A 19,989-nucleotide genomic window follows, 5' to 3' on the forward strand; every position below is an offset into this window, starting at 1 on the left:
AACGTAGGTCAGGATCCATTAAAGGTATAACGGCTTTATAATTAGCATGGCGAGGTGGAGTCCATATACAAATTCAGGGAGACGCGTTCCACCTCATTGTCTTCCTGATGTAAGTCAGGAACTATAAAAGTGAGCAAGAAAGAGGCGCATTTATGGGCACTGAAACCCGTTCAGGGAGACGAGTTCCACCTCATTGTCTTCCTGATGTAAGTCCGGAACTATAAAAGTGAGCAAGAATGAGGCGCATTTATGGGCACTGAAACCCGTTCAAGGAGACGCGTTCCACCTTGTTGTCTTCCTGATGTAGGTCAGGAACTATAAAAGTGAGCAAGAAAGAGGCGCATTTATGGGCACTGAAACCCGTTGAAGGAGACGAGTTCCACCTCATTGTCTTCCTGATGTAAGTCAGGATCTATAAAAGTGAGCAAGAAAGAGGCGCATTTATGGACACTGAAACCAGTTTAGCGGGAGTTACATTGTGTCAACGTGTGTGTCAACTCTCAAGGCTAACAACATGAATATACGTCAAAGACTACATTTGGCTTTAGGAAGAGGTAGGTGATCAATTCGAATTAGGGGTAATAGCTAAAACCAAGTACTTTATGTTTTTTATGACCTAGCAAATTAGCTTTAATTTATGGGTATCAAAGCTAATATTCAGCGTCGTTAAGCAATAAAGTTCGTTACTTTTCCCAAGCTAACTGCTCAAGCTCTCTGTGTAAAATATCGTCGTCTCCAACATTTAATTCAATAAGCCGTTTTAGATGCGTGACACTCTCAATGTCTATTTGACAACAATGCAGGCCTAAATGTGCTTCTTCAATATGACCAATTTCGACTTCCATTGAAATGGCAATATCGCTTTCTGGTAGATTGAATTTAAGGCTTGCAGGTTCATTCTTTAAAGAAACATACCCAATAGGAAGGGTAATGAGCGCACCATTCAAAGAGAGATCTAGCACTTTACAGGTATAGTCGCCGCTTGCTGTCATTAACGTGGCGGTATTTGAAAATAATACCCGAGTAAATCGTCTACGCTCTTCCATTTGTTACTCTCTTATACAGTTTTAATAATCATAGTTGCTAAAGTGAGCCAATTCCAATTTAAAAGCCCCAATTCTAGGGGCTTTTATCTGACCGACTTAGCCAATCTTTTTATATTTAATACGTTTTGGTTCAGCAGCTGCTGCACCATAGGTTTTTTTCAACCATTCTTCATATTCAGTATAGTTACCATCAAAGAAGTTTACTTGACCTTCATCACGGTAATCTAAAATATGTGTTGCAATGCGGTCAAGGAACCAACGGTCGTGCGAAATACACATGACGCAGCCTGGGAACTCTAATATTGCATTTTCTAAGGCCCGCAGGGTTTCTACGTCTAGGTCATTGGTAGGTTCATCCAATAAGATGACGTTTGCACCTGCTTTTAATAGTTTAGCTAAATGTAAACGGTTACGCTCACCACCAGAGAGTTCTTTTACAAACTTTTGTTGGTCATTGCCTTTAAAGTTAAAGCGACCTACATAAGCTCGGCTTGGGAACTCAAAGTTACCAATTTTGAGTATGTCTTGCCCGTCAGAGATTTCTTGGAAAACAGTATTGTTGCCATCCATATCATCTCGGAACTGCTCAACGGTTGCCAGTTCAACGGTGTCGCCAAGATCAATGTTACCAGCTGATGGTTGTTCTTGGCCGCTTAGCATTCTGAATAGGGTTGACTTACCTGCACCATTGGCACCAATGATCCCGACAATAGCACCTTTAGGTACACTAAAGCTTAAATCATCAATGAGCACGCGGTCGCCGAAGCTCTTTGTTAGGTTATTTACTTCGATGACTTTGTCACCAAGGCGTGGCCCAGGTGGGATGAACAGCTCATTCGTTTCATTACGTTTTTGATAATCGGATTGCTGCATTTCAGTAAATTGGGCCATACGAGCTTTTGATTTAGCTTGACGACCTTTCGGGTTTGAACGAACCCATTCAAGCTCTTTTTCAATCGATTTTTGGCGTGCTTGTTCCGACTTTTCTTCTTGCTTTAAACGTGCATCTTTTTGTTCTAACCAAGACGAGTAGTTACCTTCCCATGGAATACCATGGCCTCGGTCTAACTCTAAAATCCAACCCGCAACATTATCTAAGAAATAACGGTCGTGCGTGATAGCCACAACGGTTCCTTCATAATCATGTAAGAAGCGTTCTAACCAAGCAACAGATTCTGCATCAAGGTGGTTAGTTGGCTCATCGAGTAACAGCATGTCAGGTTTTTCTAGCAGTAGGCGACAAATCGCGACTCGACGACGCTCCCCCCCTGATAGATGTTCTATTTTTGCATCCCACTCAGGTAAACGTAGTGCATCAGCCGCGCGTTCTAGCACATTATCAATATTATGACCGTCATGGGCCTGAATAATCGCTTCTAACTGACCTTGCTCTTTAGCAAGTGCATCGAAGTCAGCACCATCCATTGCATATTCAGCATACACTTCATCAAGACGTGACAGTGCACCTTTTACTTCGCTCACGGCTTCTTCAACCGTTTCACGCACTGTTTTACTCTCATCGAGTTGAGGTTCTTGTGGTAAGTAACCTATTTTTGTACCGGGTTGTGGGCGTGCTTCACCCTCAAAACTGGTGTCTAGACCAGCCATAATACGCAACAGTGTTGATTTACCTGCACCATTTAAACCAAGTACCCCGATTTTTGCGCCAGGGAAGAAGCATAACGAAATGTCTTTTAAAATTGTACGTTTAGGCGGCACTACTTTGCTCACCCGTGACATTGTATAAATATATTGAGCCATGAGAATCCAAACTTTGTATTGGTGCTCTTATTTTAGAGAAAGGAGGGCGTTGGAGCAATGATTTAGGAGGAACTTATACTTTTATATTAGAGTATTAACAAGAATACATTATTTAACAAAAGTGCATATATTGTTTATTAAATCAACGGAGTTAATAAAGTGTATATTATCCTATTGTTTTTACTTAAGTAATTAATATTAGGTCATAAATGACCTGTTTTAGAACCAGAATGTCGGTAATATTAACGTATCTTGAAAAAACATGTTGTCAGGTTTTGTAAACAGTACTGGTTGTTTGGTGTGTATTTGAAGTTACGACTCAGTTCGAGCCCATATAGAAATTACTCATATTTTGTAGCATTTCATTACCCACGTTGTAAATAACATACTTTAGTTACGATTACGTTGCACATTCGTCGTTATTTCTGCTTTAGCCAAATGGAATATGGTTACGTAATAGAAGTGCAGCATTCCTTTCAGCATGACTATAAAAATATAAGCAAGTGACTTCAGATTGAAGTAAGTGACCTTAGTTACAGGCTTGCTAGATGTGAAATTAAAAGGATAGTAATGAATCAATCAGCCATGAATAGAGAACGTTTATCAGTGAAGCGCACGCCCAAGGGAGGAGTGATATTACGCTATGCACGACGGTTGAGAGGCTATACACAGGCAGAGTCTGCTGCAACTTATGGTATTGAAGAACGAACATTAAGGCGTTGGGAAAATCGTGAGTTTGACCCAAAGTGGAATGATGTGATTAGTCTAGTAGAAGATGTATATCTGTTAAACATTTTAGAAGTAATTGGAAAAATCAATGATGACAACGAACATAACGATTAAGCAAGTTCGAGCTGCACTTAAAAAGTGGGCTAACTTTTGGGTTAAAAGGGAGATGGGGCGTGGTTTTAAGTCTCAGTCTATTTCTGATAGAACCGGTCAGCCCACAGGCGGGTTTTCTGCAAGTGAAGCAATGAGTGTACCAGATGAGATTGAGTTGATTACGTCATTAATCTCACAATTGCGACCTGAATGTATCAAGGCGATTAGAGCGCGTTACATGATGCCAGGGACAATGACTGAAACGTCTAAATTACTTGGCTTTGATTCGAAGCGTTCCGCAGAGTTTTGGTTAGTTAAAGCTGAACGAAGTCTCATGCTTGAGTTGTCAAATTGAGTAAAAAAGAGGGGGACGAATATGTCATTGATGATCACCGTAGAGCAAATCAAAAAACATGAGGGGTATAAACAATATCCTTATTACTGTACAGGGGGAAAGTTAACAATTGGGTATGGCCGTAATTTGGAGGACAACGGGATTGATGAGGAAGAAGCAGAGCAATTGCTAGCAAAAGATATACGTGAAGCAAAAGCAGGTGTAAAGCGCCGTATAGATGTCAGTCGTTGTAATGAAGCTCGCCAAGCTGTATTGGTTAATATGGCGTTTAACCTAGGCGTTACAGGGTTAATGGGCTTTAAGAAGATGATTGCCAACTTAGAGCAAGGTAATTATGAGCAAGCAGCGCTTGAAATGTTGCACAGCCGATGGGCAAATCAAGTACCTGATCGTGCCAATGAGCTCGCGAAACAAATGCTAAGTGGAGAATGGCAGTAATGGGAATCTTATCAACCCTATTTAGCCCTGTAATTAAGGACCCAATTGAAACCGTAGGAACAATTTTAGATGAATTGTTTACGAGTGAAGAGGAGGTACTGAAGCAACATATTTTGAAAGCACGCTTGATTGAACAGTCTGCACAAGTACAGGCGAAAATAAGTGAGTTAAGTGCATCGCATCGAAGTGTATTTGTTGCAGGAGCTAGACCATTTTTACTTTGGGTGTGTGGGTTTGGTTTTTTATTCTCATTTGTTATCAATCCAATATTACAATGGCTTTGGCCTGAAATAGGGGCACCAGAATTACCTTTGGAAGTCATGCTTGAGCTAACATTAGGTATGTTAGGGCTGGCAGGGCTGAGAACAATTGAAAAAATTAACGGAGTTGCTAAGTGAGTCAACCGGAGCAGTGGCAAATGAAAAAGGAGCTCAATTTAGCCCATATAATTACAACGGTGACATTATTGGTTTCAGGGATTTTATATTTGAGTGATTTAGATAAGCGGATCACGACGAATACCCAAGAACTGTCACATTTAAAACAAATCAGAAATGAAGATCAAAAGCGTATTGAAAAACGCTTAGATTCCATAGATAAAAAGCTTGATACTTTATTGAGTAGTAAAGCCAGAGTTAACTAAACGCCGTTTCGGGATCCCGTGACGCCCCCCTTCAGCCAATTATACACTATGGTGCACAGCCATGTGTTATGAGGAGCAGCACATTTGAATAATGCAATTGAATTATCACGTTTGGCAGTCCCAGACGTGATTGAACCCCTAAAATACGACGACATTTATCAACAAATGGAAAATGCGTTAACAGCGTCTTTTCCACATTACGCGGTACTTGCGTCAGACCCTGCGATTAAGTTGTTAGATATCGCTGCAAGTCGCGAGCTGCTGTTGAGACAGCGAATAAATGACGCGGCGCGCTCTGTTATGGTTGCGTATGCCAAAGGTGAAGACTTAAATCATTTGGGTGTGCTATTTGGTGTGAAACGGGGCGATGCAGAAAGCGACGAACGGTATCGGGCACGGATCCCATTGTCACTTGAAAGCCACAGTATGGCGGGCACGATGGGGGCGTATGAGTATCAAGCGTTAGCAGCATCGCATCATGTGAAAGATGTGTATGTTACCTCCAGTGCTCCAGGTATTGTGGATGTGTATGTATTGCCAGAAAAAGGTGCCAACCCTGACTCTGTCTTGCATGTGGTCAGTGAGCATTTGAACGATGAAGATATTAGGCCACTTACGGATCTGGTTAAAGTACATATGGTTACACCTAAAAAGTATGAGATCAGCGCACAAATTCATTTTCATGATGGTGCAGATCGAAGTGCGGTGAGTGCAAAAATCGACACGGCAATAGCAGAGTTTACTTTACAACATTATAAATTAGGCCAAGAAGTGCCTCATTCAGGACTTATTGATGCATTGCATCAAGCCGGTGTAAGAAAGGTGAAACTATTGTCTCCACAAGACGACATCAGTTGTGAAGTCAATCAGGCGGCTATTGCTAGCTTACCAACTCTTACATTTGCATAAGGTGACGCGATGAAAAATGACAATAACACAGATGAGGCCAATGACTTCCAATCTCTGCTACCAATGAATGGCAGTGCGCTTGAGCAGTCTATTGAACGAGCATCGAGCTTTTTACCGAATAAGCCTATACCGGAATATGTGGCAAAGCATTGGGATCCTAAAACGTGTCCTGAAACGTTACTACCTTGGTTGGCATGGAGCTTATCTGTTGATGAATGGGACGAACAATGGTCAACAGAAACAAAAAGGGCATTAATCCAAGAGTCTGTCACCATACATAAGCATAAAGGCACCGTTGGCTCGGTAAAAAGGGCACTTGCTTCGTTAGGTCTTAAAGTAGATTTCTTTGAATGGTTTGAGGACGTGGATGATGTCTTTTTAGCACCCCATCACAGTGGCAAACCTAATACATTTACTTTTATCGCTTGGGCCAATGAAACACCTTATACCAGCCAGCAAGTGGTATTAAGTCAGGCGCTTTACGATTCCATTTATCGGGTTACAAATCATACTAAACCACAAAGAGCACATTTTAACTTTTTGGTTGGAGCAAAACTTGACTTAGGTGTGACTGTTGCAACCACATCGAGTGGGTTACAAGTTGGACGTATAAACTATGACACGGTGCCGGTGAAAGCCGCCCTCACAGAAATGACTGCGGGCCTCACGGTTGTGAATAAACACCGCTATGGGCTTAAACGTCATTATGGCAAAACCCAAGCTGTGTCGGGGGAATTATCCGCCGCATTGGGCGCAGGGCTGCACTTGCATAATCAACGCCACAGTGTTGGCCGATTTTATATGAGTAGCGACCAAAAATTACCAGCAGGCAGCTATTACTTACAGTCTTCTTTCGCCGCTGCATTTCATTTTAGTAACCGACGCTTCAGCGTAGGTCGCTTTTACCTTCATTCATCTCAATAGAGAAGGTGTGCGTTTACTTAGTCAAGTGACGTTACATGAAGTAATGCAGCAAATTGGCAACAATACAGGTAATCAAACACTAAGTAACCCTACATAACACTCTATTGTTTCTTATATCAGGCAGTCTTTGATAAGAGATGATAGCAAATGCACTACAGGCTAAAGCTGGCGTCGCTTATACAAGGCTGATTGATATCAAATCAACCTAAGGAGTATGTGCAGTGAGCACAATCTTACGGCCAACAATTACAACTGCGGGTTTAGAGGCAGTTTTTAATTCTGAAAAGAATGGCTTTCAAGCCAAAATTAACAAAATAGGGCTCGGTACTGGTAATTATACGCCTCATCAAAGTCGCTCGGCATTAGGTGCAGAGGTACATCGTATTTCTGTGGCCAGTGGCGAAGACAAGGGCAATGCACAAATTCACATGAGTGTAATTGATGACACCAATCATAACTTTTGGGTCAACGAAGTTGGTTTTTATTTAGAAGACGGCACTTTGTTTGCTGTTTATTCAGATCCTGATAAACCTATTGCTTATAAGTCATCAGAAGTTGATTTGCTGCTAGCGTTTGACCTTGTACTAACAGGCGTGCCAGCAGATTCAATCACGGTGATTGATCAAGGTGTTAATTTAAATATTTTAATTGCACCGGAGCTGGCCAAGTTAGGTGCAGCACAAATTGGCAACATGTACCGTCATATCAAACAAAAGTTTGAATTGATGGACGCAGGCGTTTTGAAATAACAGGAGCAGACAATGGCATTAGAACAAGATATCGCAAACTTAGTTGAATCAACCAATCAACTCACCTCAGTAATTGATAATAAAGCAAAAACCATCGATGCAAAAATGGCACAGCTTGATAACCGCGTAGCAGCCAAAGAAGCGCAAGTTGACCAATTTATCCAGGATGCAACGCCTGAGACTAGGTATGAGCAAACCATTACGATTGGCGGCTCTAAAGATTATTTATATCCAGTTTGGTGGCGTTTTCCTGGTAATGAGGAGGGTGTCAGTAAGTTAACAGTGAGTCGACATTATTCATGGAATAACAATACTAAACCTCTAAATCCTGCATCAGGTCACCAAGCTGGGCTTTTATTACAGCTTGAAGGTAATGCGTATGCGTGGAATGGCGATTCAAATTTTATGAATATTAAGCGCTTTTATGAAAGGTATAACAACACGGTAAGTCATGTTGATTTTCGCCTTAACTGTAAAGCCGAAAAAATAGACTCAAGTAAAGACTTTTATGGCGGTGGCGAAGATGGAACTTTGGGCCCTTGGCATTGCACATATAGTGGCTTGTATTTACGTGGGGGTGGCCTAACTTATCGAATCACAAAAAACTGGAAAGGGGATGTGGCTTTCCATGATGGTAGTGATATGGACCGACGCAATACATATGAAAGCTCTCAAGCTAATTGGACTGTTCGTTGGTTTGTAGAGCCCATTCCATTTACTGAGCGAAAAGCACCTATCGCCAATACCATTCCTTATGTGAATCACCCTTATACGCCACCAACGCCTACAGCTGCTCAATAAGCATCTGACATTACAGTCGGTGTTAATGCAGAAAGCACAAAGTAAGAAAATGAAGGATTAATAATGATTTTAGAAAAACTCACGGTAGCAGGAAACGATATGGTCAATGTCCCTGCAGAAGAAAAAACCTTGCTTGATTTAGGAGTTGCACAGGCGGATGTTGCAGGGCTTATTGCACAGGCAAAGCAAGCGCAATTAGAAGCTCAGTGCCAACATGCTCGCAGCTTTGCCTATCAATCGCAATCTGATGGTTTAGCGTTTGATTACCTAGCAGCCCAAGCGGAGTTTGGCGAACAAAGTACCCAAGCTGAAACCGCGAAGGCAGCGTGGCTTGGGGCACGTAAATCTATTAAGGCGCATTATCCAAAACCTTAAGTTTTAAACTTTTTATCGAGTACTAACTAAGCCCACCTTTTGGTGGGTTTTTTTATGCTCATTTACTCGAGCCATACGTGGTCGTATTACATACATTGTTTAGTTAACAATAAGTGAATACAGGTTGGCTCATTATTATTATGGAGAAAATAATATGGCATTAGAACAAGACATTGCTGATCTCATAAAATCAGCCAACCAACTCACAGACACCGTTGACGGTAAAGTCCAAGACATTACCGCGCATTTAAACCAAAAAAAGCAAGAGATTGACACCAAACTCACTGCCAAAGAGCAAGCTGTAGACGCAAAAATTGCCAGCTTTCAAAAAGCACTGCCGCTTGGCCCAAACATGTTGTCAGACACCAAACATTTTGCATACATCAACGCAGGCCAACCAGAAGGTACGGCAGTTGACGTATTACAATCACATGCTGCCCCATGGAGTTGCTTTTATTATCAAGGCACTGAAGGGGGAAGTACGGTAACTAAACTCAACACAAGCATGTTGGCACAGCATGGACTTGCGCCAAATGATGATTTTAAGGCGCGGGCTTTAGGAGACTACCGCTCAGAATCAAATACGTATTATGGCACTGATTTCAAAGTGGTGGTATTTGACGTAGAAATCACCAAAGGCAGAGAAACCGATGCAAATAATGGTCTCTTATTCGTCATTAACCAAGGTTGCCCCACTTTTACTGGATGGGGGCGTGGTGAATTTTTAACCCAAGCCAGTTGTTGGGTTAATGTACTTGAAGTAAGCGGCAATATGAAGTTTTACCCTTCTTCAAATCGCTCTGCATCAATTAGAGTCGACAGCTCTGATCTGAACAAAGGCTGGCAGTATAAGCACGCAACAAGAGCTGGTTGGGGTGGATGCCATCAACCGATATTTTCAGGCCTTGGCAAAATGAAAGTGGCGATTGCATTGCCGTATGTGGGGATGGGCGATCATGGCGATAACATGATCTGGGCTGACAGTGTTGGCCACCCGTATTCTCACGTTGGTCCAACTGTTGTTGAAGGAGCATAACCATGGCGATATTAAAACAAATTTCTACGCAAACTAATTTTGCGGGTGGTATTAAAGACTTAGCCCATGGCGCGCACATTGCCGAAGAAGCCGGCGTTGCCGCCGATGATTTTGAAGTGATTTTTAATACCGATGAAGTACAAACACTAAGAAGAAAAAGTTATAGCGCACAAAGCGATTATTTGTTCTTTGATTATATGGCTGCCGTCGCTGAATTTGGCGACACGTCGGCACAAGCAAGCACAGCAAAAACGGCTTGGTTGGCACAGCGCGAAGCGGTTAAAACACAATTTCCAAAATAACAGGCTTATAAAACTACCTCGTTTTATAAGCGAACTTAAATTGATCAAACACAATCAACTTTTTATTGCATACAGAGCCCGCTTTTGCGGGCTTTTTTGTATGCGCTTTTTTTAAATGTATGGAGAAGATACACATGGCGTTAGAACAAGATATTGCCAAACTCATTGAGGCTTCAAATGACCTCACCACCATTGTCGATAACAAAATTCAAGACATAGATAACAAAGTGCTGTCAGCTAAAAGCATCGTTGATGGCTATATTAATCAAGTGAATAACTATATTGATTCAACCCGAGGCAAGCAGTCTCATTTTCGTTTAACTAAAAACCAAGCTTTACTACCAAACAGTGATAGTACATTCCCGCTTAATTGGAGCGGGGGATTTGTTAAAAGTGCTAAAGTTGTTGAGACTGTTGTTACAGGCTCTTTGCCAGAACAACGATCCGCTCTTGCTCGTGAGTTTCTTCAAGCGATTAACTCAGATCGACAGCATTTCGCTGGGAGCTTTAAGATATGGGAGTTTGAGTACTACCCAAATCGCCGAGGTGAAAATCAAGGGCAAGCAGCATATTTAATGTATCAGTATAGTAGACGAACCACTGTATCTACGGCTGCTGCCATAGTTAAACATATCAAAGGAGTGGTGCCTAATGGTTACTGGTGTCAAGGTCTTGAGGCCAATCAACCAGCAAAATTATGTGGTCAACTGCTAAGTCATTCTGGGCGTAATAGTTACACCCATTGTCACCCATATGTAAATGGCATGGGAAAACCTGAAACAGAAACAGGCATTATTCAAGTAGCATTGCCAGCAGTGGTAACTGGAGATGTCGATTTAACCAATAAGGAATGGGGGCAGTTTGCATATTTAGGTGATGCTGACCAACCTGCGTATAATTAAGGAGAGAATATAATGGCTAAATTAAAAGTAAATAATCAGATAGTAGATCAATTTTATGACTTCGGTACACCGCCTGACGCAACCATGCAACTAGTGCATGAACAGTTCGGGGAAAGCGCAACCTATGTTGTTGAACTGACTGAACTTGAAGAAATAGCTCTATCAAAAGCAACTAAACGGGCAGACATCACCACGCAAGTGGCTGATACAGACTCATTGCTAGGTACAACCTCAGACACCACGCACTTACTCCTTAACGAACTCAGTGGTTTTATTAATAAGCTTAACAAAGCCACCACATTGGCAGAAGTACGCGCATCAGCTACGTCATTACAATCAGCAATTGGCCATATTGAGGCAGATGTGGCAGCTGGGTCGTTAACGTTCCCGTATCAAAGCAAAGGTCAGCAAAGCGTAATGAATGAAATATCAGCGCGCGCTACTGCGGTTAACCAAGTGCTTAGTAAGTAAACCTCAGCAATACATATTGGTGATAATGGCCGCGTTATCACGTTGCCCGTAAGGCCACCACAAGTAGGTGTTACGGGCAAGGTGTTTGGCCATTAACAATATGATATAGCGAGCGTTTAGTTTTACAAATTATGAGTTTAACAAATTATGAGTTTAACGAATTTTAGCGCCATCGAACTCAACCAACTTCCTACGCCAAGCCTTGTAGAGTCTCTTAGCTTTGACGCCATAAGCAGTGCGATCCTCGCAGATTACAAAACCCGCTTTCCAGGTGCGCAGCTAAATTTTGCCAGCGATCCCGTGATAAAACTCATTGAGTGTTTTGCGTATCGAGAGTTATTAGTAAGAGCACGCATCAATGAAGGAGCCGAAGCTGTTTTATTGGCAAAAGCCACCCGCACGGAGCTGGACTATTTAGGGCAACGATTTGGTGTAAAAAGGGCGGTAAGAGTAGGGGTTGATCAGGCAAATAACATCAATAATGTCGCGAGTGATGATCCAAGCGCATTTGAAAGCGATGAACGTTTTCGTACCCGTATTAAACTGGCATTAGAAGGGTTTAGTACCGCTGGGCCGGTTGGGGCGTATGCGTTTCATAGTTATAAGGCGTCTTCACATATCAAAGATGTGTTTATTGAAGCGCCAGAGTTTGTGATGCAAGCGCCTCCTTCAACCATGGCTGAGCAATTACCCAGCGGGACTATGCTGCTAAAAAACACCTATAGTGCCGATTTAATTACGCCCATGCCCGGTGATGTTGCTATTACATTATTATCTGATGAAGGGAATGGCACGCCATCAAATGCTGTTTTACAGGCAGTTGAGCAACATTTAAATCAAGATGATATTCGCCCACTCACAGACAGGGTAAATTTGCTAAAACCCCACATCTTCGATTTTGAGGTCAAAGCAAAACTGCATTTATACCCGGGTTTAAATGCCGATGAAATATGCGCTGAGTCACAAGCGGCATGCCAAGCGTGGCTCAATACTCATCACAAGCTTGGTCACGATATTTCACTCTCGGGGTTATATGCTGTGTTGCATAGCGCAGGGGTGCAGCGAGTGGAATTAGTTAGCCCCACAGCCGATATTGTGGTTGCACAAAATCAAGCGGCATATTGCACGCAACTAACGGTTTCTGTAGAGGCGCAGCGCAATGTCTAATAGCGATGAACGTCCAACTAAGTTAACGCTTGCTAATAGCTCATTGCTTGAGTCGTCATTGCTTGAAGCCAGCGCACGCCTTGAAGACATACCTGTTCAGTTAAAGCATCTGTGGAACCCAAATAATTGCCCAGCACATTTTTTACCTTGGCTTGCTCATGGTTTAAGTGTTGACGCATGGGACAATGCGTGGCCTGAGCACATTCAGCGTCAAGTGATTGCAGCCAGCGTACCAAATCACCGTATTAAAGGAACGGTCGGGGCGCTAAAGCAATCCCTCAATGCACTCGATGCAGACTTAGAACTACAAGAATGGTGGCAAATCGGTGGCCCACCGCACAGCGCCCGAGTATTGGCTTTGGCTAAAAACAACTTAGATGAACAGGGCGCAAGCTTTATCACCCCTAAGTTGCAAGCACAACTGTGGCAGGCAATTGCTGCTAACAAACCTTGTAGAACGCAAATTGACTTTCATATTGGTAATATTCAGCAAAATAACGTGTACTTGGCGGCCGCAGGGCAAAGCACCACGCTAAAAACCAATCACCTCGCGCAAAGTGTTGATGGCGAGTTTGATACCAGTTATGTCACGTTACAAAGCGTTGCCAGCACTCATGAAATAGGCACTGGGCGGTTAGCGCAAAATGCCGATGACCAATTCGACTTAAGTCATATCACAGTACAAGGTGCAGCCAGTAACTATGAAATAGGCACTGGGCGGTTAGCGCAAAATGCCGATGATCAATTCGATTTAAGTTATATCACAGTACAAAGTGCAGCCAGCAATTATGCAATAGGCATGGCGCAGTTGCAGCAACAAGCTGATGGAGGTTTTGCGCTTTGCCAAACTTATGTTGCTAACACCACAAACACCACCACATTTCAAACTTCATACATGGAAATTCTATGAATACTTATCAACCTATAATTACGCAAGCTGGCTTAAATAAAGCGGTTAATGCGAAGGAAAAGGGGTTGAGCGTACACCTCAGCCATATCGCGATTGGCGATAGGGGATATACGCCAAACAAAAATGACACAGCCCTGAAAAATGAAAAAGACCGAGTAGAGACGGGTGACGCTACCGACTACAAAAATGGTCAGTTTCGCGTGTCGGGTAAATTCACCAGCGACACCGATTATGCAGTACGAGAGGTCGGTTTTTTCTTATCAGACGGTACTTTATTTGCCCTTTGGTCACATCCTGAAAATGTGCTTTTTTACCTCACGCCCATGGCAACGGTTGTGCAGGGGTTTGACTTATTACTCAGTGCCGCGCCACACGACGCCATTACCGTCACCCACAATGGCGACTTAAAAATGTATTACGACGACGTGTTTATGCAAATGACCCAAGTACAAACTGAAATGCTGACTGCACAAACGCAAACCAACACCAATATCGTCAATCTTTATCAACAATTAGCCGGAAAAGGACTTTTATAATGAGCACCATCGAGTCACAAATTCAAAAACTCAATGACACAAATGCAGAGTTAGCTCGAGTAAATAACGAGCTAACGAATACAGTGCGCACTCATACGAGTAAAATTAACAATGAAGTAGCAGCGGCAAAAAATATCATGTCAGCAGCCACAGCCAGCGCGATCAGCGAAGTAAAGGCCGATGCCAATGCCGTAAATGCTGAAATTAAAGCGCGCATGGACGACGCGGTAGTCCCTTGGCTGCCAGCTATGACCAAAGTACAGTTTGATGCATTACGCGCTGATCGAAAGCAAAAATATGCGGGGAGCGGGTTTGTTGAGTGGGGTAAACATTCATCTGTTTATGAAATTAATGCCAATATAAATGAAGGAATGTTTTGTGCGAGTTATAACGGGGAGTCATCTAGATATAGTAAGCTGACAATTGGTTCAAAGCTTGGCTCTTCTGGTCAATCTTCAACTGAATTTGCTAGCGTCTTGGTCGATGGAGTAACGTTGAGGTTGAGCGACTCGAGAGTTGATGTATACGGAATCCATTGTACTTTCCCTGAGGCACCAGATGGCACCAAAACGTACGATTCTGCCACAGGCTCAGTAACAAAACATACCAATGCTGAAGTCGCATTCGCCTCCGAAACGGCCACCAATAAAGTCATTACCTCACGCAAAGATCTGGTGTTTCTAGAGTCATGGCATGAAAAAATAACGGATAAAGATATTGTTTACCCGCTGGGCAACGTGCAATACGGCGCAAGTAGTTACGAAGGTATAGCACTATCCAATAACTTGGTCGCACAAAGCTATTCGGCGTTTGGTGAGTGGGACGAAAACACCAAAGGGTATGGTGCAAAATGGTCGTCATTAACCGACGTACAAAAAGCCCTATTCTTAAGCGAGCCAGAGCATAATATTTATTATGATGCTGAAGCTAAAATATATGTTCAGGTGCGTTATCGTATGCGCGTTATTGAGGGGGTGAGCGATGATTGGAATGAATTACGCCCATCGGTTCATGAAATAACAACGGAGTGGGCAATTGCAAATAGGCGTAGAATCACCTTTGTGCAGGGGTCTGGTTTATCAATTTCTAGCACGGTTTTTTTAATGAAAGGCCATACACAAACAGCATTAACGAAGGCTGATAATGGTATAGCGGAGGGGGAAGCACAAACGTTAGGACGCACAAGCTTTGGAGGTACTAAACCTCTGGCATTGCCAATCGCCCTCGTCCAACGCATGAACCAGGGGGTCTTCCACCCAACTTATAACCCTATGGGAGCGGGAAAACTCATCAATACCACTGAAAATGGTTGGGTGCATTGGTACGCAAGTAATGCAGCAAGTGTTTCATCAAAAAGCGCTTGTTTTATCGATTATCGAGAAGGAGGTGTAGGTGACAAAAATCGTACAGTAGGTGCGATTAGGGGCGGTGATGGATATAGTGGCCGCTTAGAACAATATAAGTTTCATGACGCAATCTACGCGGGCCAAGTAGAAGACTTACGTTTAAACGCTAACAAGCTTGATGTCAATAAACTACGTGAAGAGGTGATGCGAAAAGCCGTTGCAGGGACTTTACGAGGTAAAGAGCAAACTCTATTTACGCATTTCAAGGAGTTAAAGTCAGGTTACTATCGGGCTAGTAATGAATGGAATGCATCATTTTATGATTCACCTCAAGATGGTAATACAATTGATTTCTTTAGCAATGGTTTTAGTGCTTCTACACCTGTTATGGTATGGCAACCAGCAACGGGTGTAACACTTTATGGCACTGTCTCTAATTCAAATGCACATTTGAAATTAACCGATCAATTTAGTAATTTAGGGGGCGAAAGGCATACTAACCCATTGAGTAAAGTTGGGCTGACCCATAGCGACATTTGTTATTTTGCTGAATTAAAAAAAATGGGCTCTGAATTCGATTCACTCCCCTGGGTAGATATTATTGGTCACCCAGAACGTATTGCGACCACTTTTCCAAATGGAGTTGTTGGGCAGTGGGTACCAAAACTACCAGATAACTCATCCGGTTACCCGTTAAATAGAAAAATGACCAATGCCGTTCTAAATGCAAGTTATAGCAGAGATTTAGGTGTCACATGGACAAATACAAATGTTGGACATAATGCTTTGCTAAATACCAGTTCAGGCAGCTGGAATCCAGAAACTGTTGCTTTATTGACCTATGAGAGCCAAGCCAATTTTACTGAGTTGGCAACTAGCTCAAATATTGTGGATAGTCGTGTCGGTGATGTATTTGTTTCTCTGAGTGCGAGTACAAATCAAGGGAATAGATTGCATCCAAGCTTAACCAATAAAATTGGTAAGTCAGGCGTATCAGACCCAACTTTTAAATCGTACTCTGTAGCATCTAGCCAAGTGATGAATGATAAGCTGGTATATGAGCCTAAACATCCATTAATGGATGTGGCAAAGCCAGCAAACAACTCACCTGCTGTGAAAGCTCTCCCTACCATTACGGAAAAAAATGGATTGTATTACCTACAATTACACGGTGCTGAATTAAAACACCATACACCCACGTTTACTGATGTAAACCCAAGTGTAAATACCACATACACCGAAGGGAGCTTTTATCGTCTAACTAATTATGGTGCTAAAGGCTATTACGTGTGTGAAGTAACGAAGACATTTGTGTTTTATACCAATACAGACTACATCCAAATGGAGAACGGAGACATAGTCCATGGGCCGACAAACCAAGTTATATTGCGTAAATTAAATACCGCAGATGGCAGCAGTTGGGGCGACGACCAAACCATCCCCATCGTTAACGGTGAAGATGTAAAAACTGACCTCAACGGTAATACAGTGAAAGTATTCTGCCACCACACGCAAATCCCTCTTGGCATCGCCCACAACGACTAAGGAAAGACAATGACTCAAGAACAAATAAATGAACAAGCAGGCACTGAACTTGAAGCGCTGGCAGCTGGTACACCAGAGCATACGGCGGCAGTTCATGCTGCAGAAGTGGCAGTAGCAGAAACGGCTCATGAAGTTACAGTCCATGAAATAACGTATCAAGATGTGCAAACTAAAATGGCATTGCGTCACCCGCGTGCGCAAATTGATGCGCTATTACAACAAGCCATTGCGCAAGAGCAAGCAAATTATGACGCTGCACACGCACAGTGGCTGGTGGAGGTGGCGCAAACACAAGCATCGATTGATGCGGCTACGGCACATAATGCAGCCAATCTGGGTGAACCGCAGGTCGTGCCTGAGTTGCCAAGTGAGCCTGTAATTGATATGGCGCTGCGCCGAGCATGTTATAAGCAAAGGTTTGTTGACGTTGATTTAGCACTTACCACCGAAGCAGAGCCCGCCAAAGTGGTGTTTGATGATGATGCATTGATTGCCTATCACCACCCAGCAACCGAGGCACACAGCGCTGAACACATTGAACAAGTCAAACGCGCGCGCTTTAAAGCCCAGCGCGCCATTGATGTTGCGGCCATTACGGTTGAAGTTGAAGGGCTGGTATTTGATGGCGATGAAATGGCGCAAACCCGTATGGCCCGTGCTGCGGTTGTCATGGATGACACCGAAAGCGTTTCTTGGGTATTGGCTGACAATAGCCAAACCAGTGTGAATAAAGCGCAACTGGCAGCAGCGTGCAAAGCCGCTGGCCTTGAACAAACTCGGTTGTGGATGGCGGTTTCATAACGCATACCGGCACTTATTTAGCTGTGCTTATTATATAGGTAAGTGTATAACGGTTTTGAGTTAAACTGTTTCAACATTGAGAGCATAGGGCTGCGAATTCTGCAGCCTTTTTTTTCGCCTTAACAGTACGCCTAAAATAACGCCTCCCTTGACAGACCAACCGCACAGTCGCTGTATCCTTTGCGGTGCCTATTCTGATCATTCCCCGTATTTTCTTCCTCGTTAACCCTTTTAAACCCCTTCCTCATTTGTTTGTCCGCACTGTTAACACCGTTAACGCCAGCCAATTCACTGCCAAGTTACGAAATTATTTTGATGCAACTAAGCCTTGAACGGCTGTTATTTTTGATCTTGTTGCTGTGAGTATCTTTTTTGCAAAAAGCTGAGTTTTGTTATGCAGCAGGGCAATGTTGACCGTTCTATCAGCAAGAGAATTGCTATTATTTGGGTACGTTGAAAACACCACCATTTTCACCACCATTATAAATATATAAACGATTCAATACATTGGCATATATGTATTGTGCTCTAAGCCAAGTTAACTTCTCTGTGAGTTAATTTGTCACCAACGACTTTAAATCCCCCCTTCATTATTACTATTTCAGGAATCACTATGACTCAATCGACGTCACATAAATTTTATATTGTAGAAGAAGCCGAATATGGCGTATTACCCGCCGCAGCACAGTTTGTTGAAGTGCCAATTACGGGCACGACTTTAGGGTTAACCAAAAATGCCACACAGGCAAACACCATTCGTTCAGACCGCCAAATTGCTGACTATAGAGATGGCACACAGCAAATTGGGGGTGACATAAAAGCCGAACTACAATGGCAAACTATTGATATGTTGCTTGAAGCGTCTGTGTGTGGCAGCTGGGACACCGACACGTTAAAAAGTGGCACTGCGCGTCGTAGTTTCAGTATTTTACGTCACTTCACCACGCTTTCTGGCAGCGATAAGCCTTATCAGCTTTATAGTGGTATTGAACTGAATAACATTAATATTCAACTGGGTACTGAAGGCGTAACGTCAGCAACATTTAGCGCAATTGGTAAGTCTGTAGAGGTGATGGCTGACTTGCCACAAGGCGCAGTGCTTAACGCCACAGCGCAAATTCCTGCCTTTGATAGCTTTAGCGGTCAAGTGACCGAAGGTGGCAATAATTTAGCCATTGCGACAGAGCTTGGCTTTACGCTCGAAAACGGCATTGAACCGCGTTTTGTGATTGGCTCAAACGAAACGATTCGCCCTTCAATTGGCCTATCTAACTTAACGGGTACATTGGGCGTCTATTTTGAAAACCATGCCTTACTTGAAAAGTTTTTAAATGGCGAAAATTCCGACATTAGCTTTTCTATGGCTGATCCACAAGGCAACCAATACATCGTGAAAGTGCCGAACTTACGTTACACCGGCGGTCAACCTGATGTTGAAGGCACAGGCGCGATTATTGTGTCATTGCCATTCCAAGGCTTATTTTCAGAAACAGACAAAACTAACTTAGTGATCGAAAGGAAAGCAAAAGTATGATGGAAGCATTTTTCACCAGAGATAAAGCCAACGCGGGCATTAAATTACCTTTATATTTACCCGATGGCAGTGAGTCTGAGCATTATTTAATGGTTAAAGGGATTGATTCTGATGCATTTCGTGATGCTGAAACACTAGCAAAACGCAACGCGATGACCTTTGCTGCCATTGAAGATGAGGCGCAGCAAAAAGACGCCTTTGCTGACGAAAAGCTTACTCTAATTGCATCATTAGTGGGTGACTGGTCATTCGAACAAGCATGTACGTTAGATGCAGTGAAAAACTTTTTACGTCAGGCCCCTCAAATTTGCGATCAAATAGATAAAGTTGCCGCAAAACGTTCGCTTTTTTTCGACAACGGGTTGAGCAATTCGCAGCCTTCGCCAAAAGCGAATGCGAGCTAAGCCAAGTACCCAAAGGTGCCTGCTTAACCCGAAAACAAGCCCTTAAACAGGTTTGGAAAACCACAGGAATAAAGCCACCTGAACTGGCAGAGCAACCCGCTCTGCCAGACGAGCTTGGTTATTTATGGTCTTGGTATATTGAACTTAAAGGGGCTGAACCACTCAGTTTTTCCGAAATTCACCACTGGTCGCTTCTTACACGTAAACACCTC

General features: G+C 42.9%; 23 protein-coding genes. 21 read left to right on the forward strand and 2 right to left on the reverse strand.

Annotated features, from left to right (window positions below):
- Window positions 1–683 precede the first annotated feature (683 nt).
- Together J8M01_RS05190 and ettA are read right to left on the reverse strand one after the other, a co-directional pair.
- Complete coding sequence (locus J8M01_RS05190; protein WP_192507019.1) at window positions 684–1,046, reverse strand: PilZ domain-containing protein; 363 nt, start codon at window positions 1,044–1,046, stop codon at window positions 684–686.
- A gap of 96 nt (window positions 1,047–1,142) precedes the next feature.
- Window positions 1,143–2,807 (reverse strand): energy-dependent translational throttle protein EttA, encoded by a 1,665-nt coding sequence (gene ettA / locus J8M01_RS05195; protein WP_192507020.1) that lies wholly within the window; start codon window positions 2,805–2,807, stop codon window positions 1,143–1,145.
- A gap of 585 nt (window positions 2,808–3,392) precedes the next feature.
- On the opposite strand from ettA, the gene J8M01_RS05200 reads away from it, so the two are divergent.
- The 21 genes from J8M01_RS05200 to J8M01_RS05300 all read left to right on the forward strand — a co-directional run bounded on the left by J8M01_RS05200 (window position 3,393) and on the right by J8M01_RS05300 (window position 19,777).
- Window positions 3,393–3,650, forward strand: a complete 258-nt coding sequence (locus J8M01_RS05200; protein ID WP_192508520.1) for a helix-turn-helix transcriptional regulator — start codon at window positions 3,393–3,395, stop codon at window positions 3,648–3,650.
- Window positions 3,625–3,984 carry a hypothetical protein gene (locus J8M01_RS05205; RefSeq protein WP_225738302.1) on the forward strand — a complete coding sequence of 120 codons (360 nt, stop codon included), beginning with the start codon at window positions 3,625–3,627 and terminating at the stop codon, window positions 3,982–3,984. Before J8M01_RS05200 ends, J8M01_RS05205 begins: the two co-directional genes overlap by 26 nt.
- A 21-nt stretch (window positions 3,985–4,005) precedes the next feature.
- Window positions 4,006–4,422 (forward strand): glycoside hydrolase family protein, encoded by a 417-nt coding sequence (locus J8M01_RS05210; RefSeq protein ID WP_192507021.1) that lies wholly within the window; start codon window positions 4,006–4,008, stop codon window positions 4,420–4,422.
- Window positions 4,422–4,820 (forward strand): 3TM-type holin, encoded by a 399-nt coding sequence (locus J8M01_RS05215; protein ID WP_210998337.1) that lies wholly within the window; start codon window positions 4,422–4,424, stop codon window positions 4,818–4,820. Before J8M01_RS05210 ends, J8M01_RS05215 begins: the two co-directional genes overlap by 1 nt.
- Window positions 4,817–5,065 (forward strand): hypothetical protein, encoded by a 249-nt coding sequence (locus J8M01_RS05220; protein ID WP_192507023.1) that lies wholly within the window; start codon window positions 4,817–4,819, stop codon window positions 5,063–5,065. Before J8M01_RS05215 ends, J8M01_RS05220 begins: the two co-directional genes overlap by 4 nt.
- An 84-nt stretch (window positions 5,066–5,149) precedes the next feature.
- Window positions 5,150–5,974, forward strand: coding sequence for a baseplate J/gp47 family protein (locus tag J8M01_RS05225; protein ID WP_211057250.1), 825 nt, complete (start codon window positions 5,150–5,152; stop codon window positions 5,972–5,974).
- 9 nt (window positions 5,975–5,983) lie between these two features.
- The gene (locus tag J8M01_RS05230; RefSeq protein WP_211057251.1) at window positions 5,984–6,898 is read left to right on the forward strand and encodes a phage tail protein I; all 915 of its coding nucleotides are present in this window, start codon (window positions 5,984–5,986) and stop codon (window positions 6,896–6,898) included.
- A gap of 221 nt (window positions 6,899–7,119) precedes the next feature.
- On the forward strand, window positions 7,120–7,647 hold the full coding sequence (locus tag J8M01_RS05235) for a phage tail protein (protein WP_010367839.1): 528 nt from the start codon (window positions 7,120–7,122) through the stop codon (window positions 7,645–7,647).
- Between the two features lie 12 nt (window positions 7,648–7,659).
- Window positions 7,660–8,448: a phage tail protein gene (locus tag J8M01_RS05240; protein WP_211057252.1), complete on the forward strand. Its 789-nt coding sequence runs from the start codon at window positions 7,660–7,662 to the stop codon at window positions 8,446–8,448.
- Between the two features lie 63 nt (window positions 8,449–8,511).
- Window positions 8,512–8,823, forward strand: coding sequence for a hypothetical protein (locus tag J8M01_RS05245; protein ID WP_211057253.1), 312 nt, complete (start codon window positions 8,512–8,514; stop codon window positions 8,821–8,823).
- A gap of 154 nt (window positions 8,824–8,977) precedes the next feature.
- Window positions 8,978–9,859 (forward strand): hypothetical protein, encoded by an 882-nt coding sequence (locus J8M01_RS05250; RefSeq protein WP_211057254.1) that lies wholly within the window; start codon window positions 8,978–8,980, stop codon window positions 9,857–9,859.
- A gap of 2 nt (window positions 9,860–9,861) precedes the next feature.
- Window positions 9,862–10,161 carry a hypothetical protein gene (locus J8M01_RS05255; RefSeq protein ID WP_211050212.1) on the forward strand — a complete coding sequence of 100 codons (300 nt, stop codon included), beginning with the start codon at window positions 9,862–9,864 and terminating at the stop codon, window positions 10,159–10,161.
- A 134-nt stretch (window positions 10,162–10,295) separates the two neighbouring features.
- Window positions 10,296–11,063: a hypothetical protein gene (locus J8M01_RS05260; RefSeq protein ID WP_211057255.1), complete on the forward strand. Its 768-nt coding sequence runs from the start codon at window positions 10,296–10,298 to the stop codon at window positions 11,061–11,063.
- Between the two features lie 12 nt (window positions 11,064–11,075).
- Window positions 11,076–11,534, forward strand: coding sequence for a hypothetical protein (locus J8M01_RS05265; RefSeq protein WP_211050208.1), 459 nt, complete (start codon window positions 11,076–11,078; stop codon window positions 11,532–11,534).
- Between the two features lie 147 nt (window positions 11,535–11,681).
- Entirely contained in the window at window positions 11,682–12,701 is a 1,020-nt protein-coding gene (locus J8M01_RS05270) for a baseplate J/gp47 family protein (RefSeq protein ID WP_211050206.1), read from the forward strand.
- Window positions 12,694–13,611, forward strand: coding sequence for a phage tail protein I (locus J8M01_RS05275; protein WP_211057256.1), 918 nt, complete (start codon window positions 12,694–12,696; stop codon window positions 13,609–13,611). The genes J8M01_RS05270 and J8M01_RS05275 overlap by 8 nt, the downstream gene beginning before the upstream one ends.
- Entirely contained in the window at window positions 13,608–14,147 is a 540-nt protein-coding gene (locus J8M01_RS05280; protein ID WP_211050202.1) for a phage tail protein, read from the forward strand. Before J8M01_RS05275 ends, J8M01_RS05280 begins: the two co-directional genes overlap by 4 nt.
- The gene (locus J8M01_RS05285) at window positions 14,147–17,038 is read left to right on the forward strand and encodes a hypothetical protein (RefSeq protein WP_211057257.1); all 2,892 of its coding nucleotides are present in this window, start codon (window positions 14,147–14,149) and stop codon (window positions 17,036–17,038) included. Before J8M01_RS05280 ends, J8M01_RS05285 begins: the two co-directional genes overlap by 1 nt.
- A 9-nt stretch (window positions 17,039–17,047) precedes the next feature.
- The gene (locus tag J8M01_RS05290) at window positions 17,048–17,839 is read left to right on the forward strand and encodes a hypothetical protein (protein ID WP_211057258.1); all 792 of its coding nucleotides are present in this window, start codon (window positions 17,048–17,050) and stop codon (window positions 17,837–17,839) included.
- Window positions 17,840–18,452: 613 nt separating this feature from the next.
- Window positions 18,453–19,373, forward strand: a complete 921-nt coding sequence (locus J8M01_RS05295) for a phage tail tube protein (protein WP_211057259.1) — start codon at window positions 18,453–18,455, stop codon at window positions 19,371–19,373.
- Window positions 19,370–19,777 carry a hypothetical protein gene (locus tag J8M01_RS05300; RefSeq protein ID WP_211057260.1) on the forward strand — a complete coding sequence of 136 codons (408 nt, stop codon included), beginning with the start codon at window positions 19,370–19,372 and terminating at the stop codon, window positions 19,775–19,777. The genes J8M01_RS05295 and J8M01_RS05300 overlap by 4 nt, the downstream gene beginning before the upstream one ends.
- Window positions 19,778–19,989 lie beyond the last annotated feature (212 nt).

Origin of the sequence: Pseudoalteromonas sp. MMG005 (genome assembly GCF_018101015.1) — a bacterium.
Taxonomy (GTDB): Bacteria; Pseudomonadota; Gammaproteobacteria; order Enterobacterales; family Alteromonadaceae; genus Pseudoalteromonas; species Pseudoalteromonas aurantia.